A 10142-nucleotide genomic window follows, 5' to 3' on the forward strand; every position below is an offset into this window, starting at 1 on the left:
TGGCCCAGGCCCGCGAGGCCGCAGCCGCAGCCTCCGGCGCCACCGCGCGCGAGCGCATGCACCTGGCCGCGCTGCAGGCCTGGGTCGATGGCCACCTCGAGCGCGCGCTTGCGCTGTGGGACCAGATCTCGCGCGAGCATCCCACCGACCTGCTCGCCTTCCGGCTGGCGCACTTTCATCTCTTCTGGCTCGGCCGGCCGCAGGCCATGCTGGCCTCGGTGGAGCAGGCCCGGCCGCACTGGCACGAGGGCCTGGCCGGCTGGGGCTCGATGCTCGCCTGCCACTGCTTCGCGCTCGAGGAGTGCGGCCGGCTCGACCAGGCCGAGCCGCTCGGCCGCGCCGCGGTGGCGATCGATCCGCAGGACATCTGGGGCACCCATGCGGTGGCCCATGTGCTCGAGATGCAGGGCCGCCACACCGAGGGCCTCGCCTGGCTCACGCAGCAGTCCGGTCACTGGGCCGAGGGCAACAATCTCGTGCACCACCTCTGGTGGCATGCCGCGCTCATGCACCTCGGTGAAGGCGACACGCAGACGGCGCTGTCGCTCTACGACACGCGTTTTCGCAACCTGTCAGCGCCGCTCACCCAGGCTCAGCCCGATCTCTACATCGACCTGCAGAACGCCATCTCCATGCTCTACCGGCTCGAGCATCTCGGCGTGCCGGCGGGCCCGCGCTGGCGCGAACTGGCCGACCACGCCCAGGCCCGGGTCGGCGACTGCCTGTCGGCCTTCAGCCTGCCGCACTACATGCTCGCGCTGCTGGCCGATGGCCGCGATGCCGCTGCGCAGCAGCTGCTCGCCGGCATGCACGGTTTCGGCCAGGGCAGCGACGACCAGGCCGAGGTGGTGCGCGAGGTGGCGCTGCCGCTGTGCGCTGCCATGCGCGAGGCTGCGGGCGGCGACATGGCCGGCGCGCTCGGCCGGCTGGGCCCGGTGCTGCCGCGCCTGCCCGAGCTCGGCGGCAGCCACGCGCAGCAGGAACTGCTCACCCTGTTCTGCTGGCGCACCGCGCGCGCAGCTGGCGCCTCGGCCGAGGCCGACCGCCAGCGCGAGGCGGCCGGCCGCCACTTCATCGGCGGCTGGCGTGCCCGCGCGGTGTTCCGGGTGCACTGAGCGGCTGCGTTGCCCAACCCGTCGCGTCAGGTCTTTCGTCCATGAAGATCTTCCACACCGAGCGCCACGCCGGCCACGACCCGCAGTTCTTCCTGGTGCGCGGCCGGCCCACGGCCGCCGCCGAACAGCCCGAGCGCGCCCGCATCCTGCTCGCCGCGGCGCGGGCCGGCGGGCATGACATCGCCGAGGCGCCCGACCAGGGCCTGGGCCCGATCGCCGATGTGCACACCCCCGAGTACCTCGACTTCCTGCAGGTGGCCTGGGCGCAATGGCAGGCCTTGCCGGGGGCGAGCGCCGAGGTGATCCCCAATGTGCATCCCGGCCGCGCCGGCGGCCACTATCCCACCGGCATCGTCGGTCGCACGGGCTGGCACACCACCGACACCGGCTCGCCCATCGGCCCTGCCACCTGGGAGGCGGCGTATCACGCCGCGCAGGTGGCGGTGGCCGCGGCCGATCATGTGCTGGCCACGGGTAGCACCGCCTATGCGCTGTGCCGTCCGCCCGGCCACCATGCCTTCGCCGACACCGCCGGCGGCTTCTGCTTCCTGAACAACACCGCCATCGCGGCGCGGCGCCTGCGCGCCCGCCACGGCCGCGTGGCGGTGCTTGATATCGATGTCCACCACGGCAACGGCACGCAGGGCATCTTCTATGCCGATCGCGATGTGCTCACCGTGTCGCTGCACACCGACCCCCACGGCTTCTATCCCTACTTCTGGGGTCATGCCCATGAGCGCGGCCAGGGGGCGGGCGAGGGCTTCAACCTGAACCTGCCGCTGCCCGGAGGCAGCGGTGACGCGCCCTGGCTGGCCGCGGGCCGGGTGGCCCTCGAGCGCATCGGCCGCTTCGCGCCTGGCGCGCTGGTGGTAGCGCTGGGGCTCGATGCCGCCGAGAGCGATCCGCTGCAGGGGTTGCGCATCACCACCGAGGGTTTCCGCCGGATGGCCGCGGCCATTGCCGGCCTGGGCCTGCCCACCGTGCTGGTGCAGGAAGGCGGCTATCTCGGGCCCGAGCTCGGCATCAACCTCGCGGCCTTCCTCGCGGCCTTCGAATCCGCGCATTCCCCACGAAAGGGCTGAGCATGGGCTTCTCCGATCGCATGGCGGTGGTCACCGGTGCGGGTTCGGGCATCGGCCGCGCGGTGGCGCAGGCGCTGGCCGGGCGCGGCGCGGCGGTGGCGGCGCTCGACATCGATGCCGCCGCCGCGGTCGAGACCGCGGGCCTCATCACCGCCGCAGGCGGGCGCGCCCTCGGCCTGGCTTGCGATGTCTCGCGCGAAGACGATGTCGACCGCGCGATCGGCGCGGCGGTGGCCGGCCTGGGCCCGCTGCACATCCTGGTGAACAACGCCGGCATCCTCGATGGCTACTTCGATGTCCACGAGATCGACCCCGCAGTGTGGCGCAAGGTGCTCGATGTCGATCTCACCGGGGTGTTCCTGTGCTGCCGTCGCGGCCTGCGCGAGATGCTGCCCGCCGGCCGCGGCCGCATCATCAACATGGCCTCGGTGGCCGGCCTGAACGGCACCGGCGGTGGCGCGGCCTACATCTCGGCCAAGCACGCGGTGATCGGGCTCACGAAGCAGATGGCGGTGGTCTACGGCAACCGGGGCATCACCGTGAACGCGGTCTGCCCCGGGGTGATCCCCACCGGGCTGCGGCGCAATTCGCAGGGCCAGCTCGGCCCCGGTGTGCCCGACATCAGCGGCCGCGGCGTGGCGGTATCGGAGGACCAGGTGCGGGCGCTGGTGCCCGCGGGCGTGCGCGGCAGCGTCACCGATGTGGCCGCCGCGGTGTGCTACCTGGCCGGCGACGAGGCCGGCTATGTCAACGGCCACAGCCTGGTGGTCGACGGGGGCTGGCGGGCGCGCTGAGGCGCCCCCACCGAGGCGCCCCCGCCAAGGCCCGGCTTCCGAGGCGCGGGCGCTGCTGGCGCGCCGCGGGCGCCGTGGCGCTGGTCCGCTCAGACGATGCGGCTCTTCTTGTCGCCCCAGTACGCGTCGCGCAGGCCCTTCTTGTAGAGCTTGCCAGTGGGCAGCCGCGGCAGCGCGTCCATGAAGTCGATGGAGCGTGGCACCTTCTGCCGCGAGAGGTGGGCGCTGCAGAAGGCGATGAGTTCCTGGGCGAGCTCGGGCCCGGCGCTCTGGCCGGGCATCGGCTGGATCACCGCCTTGACCTCTTCGCCGAGGTCTTCGTTGGGCACGCCGAACACCGCCGCATCGGCCACCTTGGGGTGGGTGATCAGCAGGTTCTCGCACTCCTGCGGATAGATGTTCACGCCCCCCGAGATGATCATGAAGGTGGAGCGGTCGGTGAGGTAGAGGAAGCCGTCGTCATCGACATAACCGACATCGCCCACGGTGCTCATGCTGCCGTCGCTCGAGCGCGACTCGGCGGTGCGGGCCGCGTCGTTGAAGTATTCGAAGGGCGTGGCGGTCTTGAACCAGATCTCGCCGGGCACGCCCTTCGCGCAGGGCTTGCCGTCCTCGTCGAGGATGTGCAGATCGCCGAGCAGCACGCGGCCCACGCTGCCGCGGTGGGCCAGCCACTCGGGCGTGTCGCAGGCGGTGAAGCCCAGGCCTTCGGTGGCGCCGTAGTACTCGTGAATGATCGGGCCCCACCATTCGATCATCTGCTCCTTGACCTGCACCGGGCAGGGCGCGGCCGCGTGCACCGCGATCTCCAGCGAGGAGAGGTCGTAGCGGCTGCGCACCTCGGCCGGCAGCTTGAGCATGCGGCTGAACATGGTGGGCACGAGCTGCGTGTGCGTCACCCGGTAGCGCGGCACCAGCGCGAGGTACTGCTCCGGATCGAAGTGTTCCATGATGACCACGGTGCCGCCGTTGCGGATGGTGAGCGAGACCGCGGCCTGCGGCGCCGAGTGGTAGAGCGGCGCGGGCGACAGGTAGATCATGTCGGCGCGGTAGCGCCAGAGCTTGTTCAGGAAGTGGAAGAGCGGCAGCGGCTCGCTCGGCGGGTTGTCGGGCAGCGGCCGCACGATGCCCTTGGGCCGGCCGGTGGTGCCCGAGGAGTACAGCATGGGCGTGCCCAGGCGCTCGTCGGGAATCGGCGTGGCCGGGAAGGGCGCTACCGCCGCGGCATAGCTGTGAAACGGCGCGGCATCATCGCCATCGACGATCAGCGCGAGCGTCACCTTCGGGCACTGCTTGAGCGCCTCGCGCGCGACCTCGCTGCGCGAGGCCGAGGTGATCAGCACCCGCGACTCGCTGTTGTTGAGGATGTAGGCCAGCTCGTCGGCCTTCAGGTAGGAGTTGACGCAGGTGTAGTACAGGCCCGCCCGCTCGCCGGCGGCGCAGGCCTCGAGATAACGGTTGTTGTTCTCCATGAAGATGGAGAAGTGGTCCAGGCGCTTGAGTCCGTGGGCGCGCAGCAGGTGCGCGAGCCGGTTGCTGCGGGCTTCCAGTTCCGCATAGCTGACCTGCTCGCCGGTGGCCGCCATGATGAAGGCGGGCCGATCGGGATGCGCCGTGGCGTGATGTCCTGCGTACATCGTGTAGTCTCCATGGGGGGTCTTCTGAGGGCCTCGCCGGGCCCGGCCGTGGGCCGTACTGTAAAGGGTTTGCCGCCGCCCACGAAGCCTGCGCCCGCGGCCCTCGCCCATGTCCCGATTCCCCGCCCTCGAGCATCCCGAGTTCCGCCGCTACTTCATCGGCCAGGCCATCGCGCTGATCGGCGGGTTCGCGCACAACGTGGGCATGGCCTGGCTGGCCTATCGGCTCACCGGCTCGGTGGCGCTGCTCGGGGTGGTCGGCTTCGCACAGCTTTCCCCGGCGCTGCTCGTCTCGCCGTTGGCCGGTCTGCTCGCCGACCGCTATCCGCGGCGCGCCATGCTGATCGGCCTGCTCGGGGCGGTCGCGCTCACCGGCCTGCTGCTGGCGGCGCTGACCGCGGCGGGCTGGATGAACCCTGCGCTGCTGGTGGTCTTCGCCTTCGTGCGTGGCTTGCTGTTCGCCATCGAGATCCCCATTCGCCATGCCTTCCTGGTCGATCTGATCGAAGACCGTGCGGTGCTGCCCAATGCGGTCGCGCTGCACTCCAGCGCCCTGAACACGGCCCGTTTCATCGGTCCGGCGATTGGCGGCGTGCTGATCGGCTGGGCGGGTGAGGCGGCCTGCTTCCTGCTGCATCCCTTCCTGCTGTGCGCCACGCTCTACCAGCTGGTGCGTATCCGCACCGTCAGCCGCGATGCGCCCAGACCCAAGGGCTCGTTCGGCCAGCAGTTCATCGAGGGCTGGCGTTGCGCCTTCGACGATCCGGTCATCGCACGCATGCTGATCGGGGTGTTCGCCCTGGGCTTCGGGGTGGGTCCCTACGCGCATCTGATGCCGGCGGCGGTGGCCGCGCTGCACGGCGCGCACCCCGAGCTGGTGGGGCTGTTCCTGTCGAGTGCCGGCGTGGGCGCGATGATCGCGGCGATCAGCCTGGCGGTGCGCCGCGGCAGCCGCAACCTGCAGATGATCGCGCTGGCTGGCAATCTGTCGGCAGCGATCGGGCTGGCGGTGTTCACCCGCACCGATCTGCTGGCCCTGGCGATGGGCGCCATGGTGCTGGTCGGCCTGGGCACCATCGCGCAGGCGGTATCGACCAATGTCACCATCCAGCAGCGGGTCGATGACGACAAGCGCGGCCGCGTGATGGCGATCTACACCGCCATGTTCATCGGGGCCACCCCGCTGGGCAGTCTGTTCTTCGGTCAGCTGGGCGCCTGGGTGGGCGCGCCGGATGCGTTGCTGGCCGGTGCAGTGCTCGGGCTTGCCGGCGCTGCGCTCACCGCCTGGCGCCAGCGCGCCTGAGCCGGGCCCGGGGGCCCCGCGGCTATCATGCGCGGCGTACCTCTGAAGGAGACACCTCATGACGATCCACCTGACCCGTCGCCGGCTCATGCATGGCGCCATCGCCACCACCGCGAGCACGCTGATCGCGCCGGTTGCGCGCGCCCAGTCCGCCGCCTTCCCTGGCCGCCCGGTGAAGCTGGTGGTGCCCTTTCCTGCGGGCGGGGCTACCGACCTCACCGCCCGCCTGCTCGCCGGCAAGCTCGCCGAGGCCTGGGGCCAGCAGGTCATCGTCGAGAACAAGCCCGGCGCCAGCGGGATGATCGGGGGCGAGCAGGTGGCGCGCGCGCCCGCCGATGGCCACACCCTGCTGGCCACCATCACCACCCACATCCAGAACCCGGCGCTGTTCGCGAAGATCCCGTATGACGCGCTGAAGGACTTCGAGCCGATTTCCCAGATCTGCCTTTCGTATCTGGTGCTGGCGGTCAAGCCGGATTTCCCGGCGCGAGACCTGCGCGAGTTCATCGCCGCGGTCAGGGCCGCGCCGGGGCGGCATACCTTCGGGTCCTTCGGCACCGGCTCCAGCTCGCACATCGTGGGCGAGCGCTTCGCGCGTCAGCAGGGCCTGGACATGACCCATGTGCCCTACAAGGGCGCCGCGCCGCTGGTCACCGACCTGCTCGGTGGGCAGGTGAGTTCCTCGTGGATCGATGTCAGCACCGCCACGCAGCACATCGCCGCCGGCAAGCTGCGGCCGATCGTGGTCACCGGCCCGCGTCGCGCGCCCATGCTGCCGGCCGTGCCCACGCTGGGCGAGCTCGGCTACCCCGGGTACGAGCCGCTGGGCTGGGTGGGGCTGTTCGCACCGGCCGGCACGCCGCGTCCGCTGATCGAGAAGATCTCGCGCGATGTCATGCGGGTGGTGAAGCTGCCCGAGGTGCAGGCCCGGCTGAACGAGCAGACCCTGGTGCCGGTGGGCGACTCGCCCGAGTCGTTCGCAGCCACGCTGCGTCAGGACATGGCGCTGTGGGCGAAGATCGTGGCCGATGCCGGCATCAAACCGCAGTGAGCGGCCGGTCATGACCGCCACGCCCAACCCCGCCGCCGCCCTGCAGGCCTCGCACCGTCTGTGCGAGCAGCGCTGGTTCGAGGACTTCCGCCTCGGCGAGCGCTTTCCCATGCCCTCGCGGACCATGACCGATGCCTTGTTCGCCGCCTTCCAGCTGGCCAGCGGCGACAACCATCCCATCCACTACGACCGCGAGTTCTGCCGTGGCCACGGCATGCCCGACCTGCTTGCCCACGGCTTTCAGGTGGTGATCCAGACCGCGGCGGGCGCCGGGCTGTTCCCGCATCTGGTGGAGGATTCGCTCAAGGCGTTCATCGAGCAGAGCAGCCGCTTCCTGGCGCCGGTGCATGTGGGCGACACGCTCTACAGCGCCATCGAGGTGGCCGAGCTGTTGCCCGGCCGTACCACCGGCGTGATCGTGATGCGCTCCACCGTGCACAACCAGCACGGGGTGCTGGTGATGGACGGCATGCAGAAGTACCTGCTGCGACGGCGTCAGGCTGCCGGGGCCGCGGGCCCGGACTGATCGCGCAGCGGGCAGGGGCGCCCCGCCGATCGCCTGGCCGGGGGGGCCGCGCCACTCTGCCGGTCGCCTGGCCGGGAGGTCCCCGCCACCCTGCCGATCGCCCCGCTCAGGGAATCAGCGCCACCCGTCCGATCACCTCGCGCGAGGCGATCGCGGCCAGGGCCTCCTGGAAGCCGCCCATCGGCCAGGTGCGCCAGGTGCGCGGCCGCAGCCGGCCCTGCGCGCACCACTCGAGCATCTCGCGAAAGGCTTCCCGCACCCGCGCCTCGGTGCCCGGCGGCGGCAGGGCTCGCGCCCAGCCCACGTAGTAGCCCCAGTACAGGCCGATCACGCTCACATTCTTGACCAGCAGCAGGTTGGCCGGGATCTGCGGGATGCCGCCGCCGGCAAAGCCCATCGGGATCAGCCGTCCCTCGGGGGCGATGCAGCGCAGCGACTCGTCGAACACCGCGCCCCCCACTGGGTCGTAGACCACATCGGCGCCGCGCCCGCCGGTGGCCTGCAGCACCGCGTCGCGAAAGCCGCCCGCCCGGTAGTCGATCAGCACCTCGGCGCCATGCGCCTGCGCGACCGCGAGCCTGGCGGGCGAGCCGGCGGTGGCGATCACCCGCGCGCCCAGGCAGCGCGCGATCTCGACCGCAGCCAGACCGCTGCCGCCAGCCGCCGCATGCACCAGCACGGTCTCGCCGGGCTGCACCGCGGCGCGCCACTTCAGCGCCGCATAGGCGGTGGCGTAGATGGTGGGGAAGTGCGCCGCGGCCAGGAAGTCCACCGCGTCGGGCAGGCGCCACACGGTGGCTTCAGGCACCACCACCTCTTCGGCCCAGCCGCCCGAGCGCGTGCCTGCGGCCACCCGGTCACCGGGCGCCACGGCGGTCACGCCGCTGCCGCAGGCCAGCACCGTGCCGGCCACCTCGGTGCCCGGCACGAAGGGCAGCGCCGGCGTGTTCTGATGCTTGCCGGCGAGCACCAGGCCATTGGCGAAGCTCACGCCGATCACGCGCACACCCACCCGCACACAGCCCGCGGCGAGCGGCGGCGAGGCGATGTCCTCGATGGAAACGGCGCCGGGCCCGTCGTGGGCCCGGCAGACCACCGCGCGCATCAGCGGTGCGGGTCAGTGCGCCCGGATCAGAGCTTGGTGTTCGCCTTGTAGGTGTCGTACGAACCTTCGGCCACCCGGAACCACTGGGTGAGCTCGCCGGTGTACTTCCAGTACGAGTTGAACATGGTCTTGAACTCGGGGAACTTGTCCGACCAGTCCTTGTACTGCTCCAGCGAGGCCTTGTGGCAGGCCTCCATCACCGCGCGCGGGAAGGCGCGCAGCTGGCTGCCGCCGGCCACCAGCTTGCGCAGCGCGGGCGGGTTGAGGTGGTCGTACTTGGCCATGGTCCACGCGTTGCACTCGCCGCAGGCTGCCATGTAGGCCGCCTGATACTCCTTGGGCAACGCCTCCCAGGCCTTGGTGGCGACGATCATGTGGCCCATGGAGTTGGGCTCCCACCAGCCCGGCGCGTAGTAGAACTTGGCCACCTTGTTGAAGCCGAGCTTCTCGTCGTCGAACGGGCCGATCCATTCGGCGGCGTCGATCGCGCCCTTCTCGAGGGAGGGGTAGATGTCGCCCGCGGCGATCTGCTGCGGCACCACGCCCAGGCGGGAAAGCACCGCGCCGGCCACGCCACCCACCCGGAACTTCAGGCCCTTGAGGTCCTCGATGGTCTTGATCTCCTTGCGGAACCAGCCGCCCATCTGGGTGCCGGTGTTGCCGTAGGCGATGGCCACGCAGTTGTAGGGCTTGAGGAACTCGTTGAACATCTGCTCGCCGCCGCCGTGGTACCACCAGGCGTTCTGCTGACGCTGGTTGGGGCCGAAGGGCAGGCAGGTGCCGAAGGCCATGGCCGGGTTCTTGCCGAAGTAGTAGTACATGGCGGTCTGGCCCGCCTCGACGGTGCCGGCCTGCACCGCGTCGAGCACCTGCAGCCCGGGCACGATCTCGCCCGAGGCGAAGTTGGTGATCTTGAAGCGTCCGCCGGTGAGCTCACCCACCCGCTTGGACACGAACTCGGCCGCGCCCCAGAGGGTGTCGAGGCTCTTGGGGAAGCTGGAGGCCATCCGCCAGCGCACCTCGGGAAGGGTCTGGGCGATGGCTGGCGCCGTGCCGGTGGCAAGAATGGCGGCCATACCGCCGTGGGTGACAAAGGCCCGACGCTGCATGCGTGTCTCCTGGATGTTTTCGGGGGTGATGGGGCTGAATGGGCGCGCAACGAAGCTGCCGCCGCCGCAACGCTGAGCCAAGCGCAGGCCGGCGTCAAGTCCCGGGCCTGCCCATGGTGGGGGTTCAGTCGCCGGCGCCGCGCCGGACTTCCTCCATGTCGAGCGCGCGGACCTGGCCGAGCAGGTCGGTGAGCGCACCCTTGGGCAGCGCGCCGGCCTGCTCGAACACCAGCACCTGCTCCCGGAAGATCATGAGCGTGGGGATCGAGCGGATCCCGAAGTGCCCGGCCAGCGCCTGCTCCTCGTCGGTGTTGACCTTGCGGAAGGCGATGTCGGTGTTCTCGGCGGCCACCTGCTCGAACACCGGCGCAAAGCCCATGCACGGCCCGCACCAGGGAGCCCAGAAGTCGACGACGACGA

General features: G+C 70.9%; 10 protein-coding genes. 6 read left to right on the forward strand and 4 right to left on the reverse strand.

What is annotated here, in order from left to right:
- The 3 genes from AC2H6A_RS14950 to AC2H6A_RS14960 all read left to right on the forward strand — a co-directional run.
- Positions 1-1115: tetratricopeptide repeat protein (locus AC2H6A_RS14950; RefSeq protein ID WP_484274403.1), on the forward strand; the 1115-nt coding region annotated here is incomplete at its 5' end.
- Positions 1116-1156: 41 nt separating this feature from the next.
- Positions 1157-2197 (forward strand): histone deacetylase family protein, encoded by a 1041-nt coding sequence (locus AC2H6A_RS14955; RefSeq protein WP_484274405.1) that lies wholly within the window; start codon positions 1157-1159, stop codon positions 2195-2197.
- Positions 2198-2199: 2 nt separating this feature from the next.
- Positions 2200-2991, forward strand: a complete 792-nt coding sequence (locus AC2H6A_RS14960; protein ID WP_484274407.1) for an SDR family NAD(P)-dependent oxidoreductase — start codon at positions 2200-2202, stop codon at positions 2989-2991.
- 89 nt (positions 2992-3080) lie between these two features.
- Here AC2H6A_RS14960 and AC2H6A_RS14965 read toward each other — a convergent pair whose 3' ends face one another.
- Positions 3081-4628: an AMP-binding protein gene (locus AC2H6A_RS14965; RefSeq protein ID WP_484274409.1), complete on the reverse strand. Its 1548-nt coding sequence runs from the start codon at positions 4626-4628 to the stop codon at positions 3081-3083.
- Positions 4629-4737: 109 nt separating this feature from the next.
- On the opposite strand from AC2H6A_RS14965, the gene AC2H6A_RS14970 reads away from it, so the two are divergent.
- Genes AC2H6A_RS14970 through AC2H6A_RS14980 form a run of 3 tightly spaced genes read left to right on the forward strand, consistent with a single transcriptional unit; the run spans position 4738 to position 7508 of the window.
- Positions 4738-5931, forward strand: a complete 1194-nt coding sequence (locus AC2H6A_RS14970) for an MFS transporter (RefSeq protein WP_484274411.1) — start codon at positions 4738-4740, stop codon at positions 5929-5931.
- 58 nt (positions 5932-5989) lie between these two features.
- Complete coding sequence (locus AC2H6A_RS14975; RefSeq protein ID WP_484274413.1) at positions 5990-6982, forward strand: Bug family tripartite tricarboxylate transporter substrate binding protein; 993 nt, start codon at positions 5990-5992, stop codon at positions 6980-6982.
- Between the two features lie 10 nt (positions 6983-6992).
- Positions 6993-7508, forward strand: coding sequence for a MaoC family dehydratase (locus AC2H6A_RS14980; protein ID WP_484274415.1), 516 nt, complete (start codon positions 6993-6995; stop codon positions 7506-7508).
- Between the two features lie 106 nt (positions 7509-7614).
- Here AC2H6A_RS14980 and AC2H6A_RS14985 read toward each other — a convergent pair whose 3' ends face one another.
- From AC2H6A_RS14985 to trxA, 3 genes are all read right to left on the reverse strand, one after another.
- Positions 7615-8613 (reverse strand): NADPH:quinone oxidoreductase family protein, encoded by a 999-nt coding sequence (locus AC2H6A_RS14985; protein ID WP_484274417.1) that lies wholly within the window; start codon positions 8611-8613, stop codon positions 7615-7617.
- Positions 8614-8639: 26 nt separating this feature from the next.
- Positions 8640-9722: a TRAP transporter substrate-binding protein gene (locus AC2H6A_RS14990; protein ID WP_484274419.1), complete on the reverse strand. Its 1083-nt coding sequence runs from the start codon at positions 9720-9722 to the stop codon at positions 8640-8642.
- A gap of 124 nt (positions 9723-9846) precedes the next feature.
- The coding region (gene trxA, locus AC2H6A_RS14995) for a thioredoxin (RefSeq protein WP_484274421.1) at positions 9847-10142 on the reverse strand (296 nt) is incomplete at its 5' end.

The organism is Quisquiliibacterium sp., assembly GCF_982640115.1.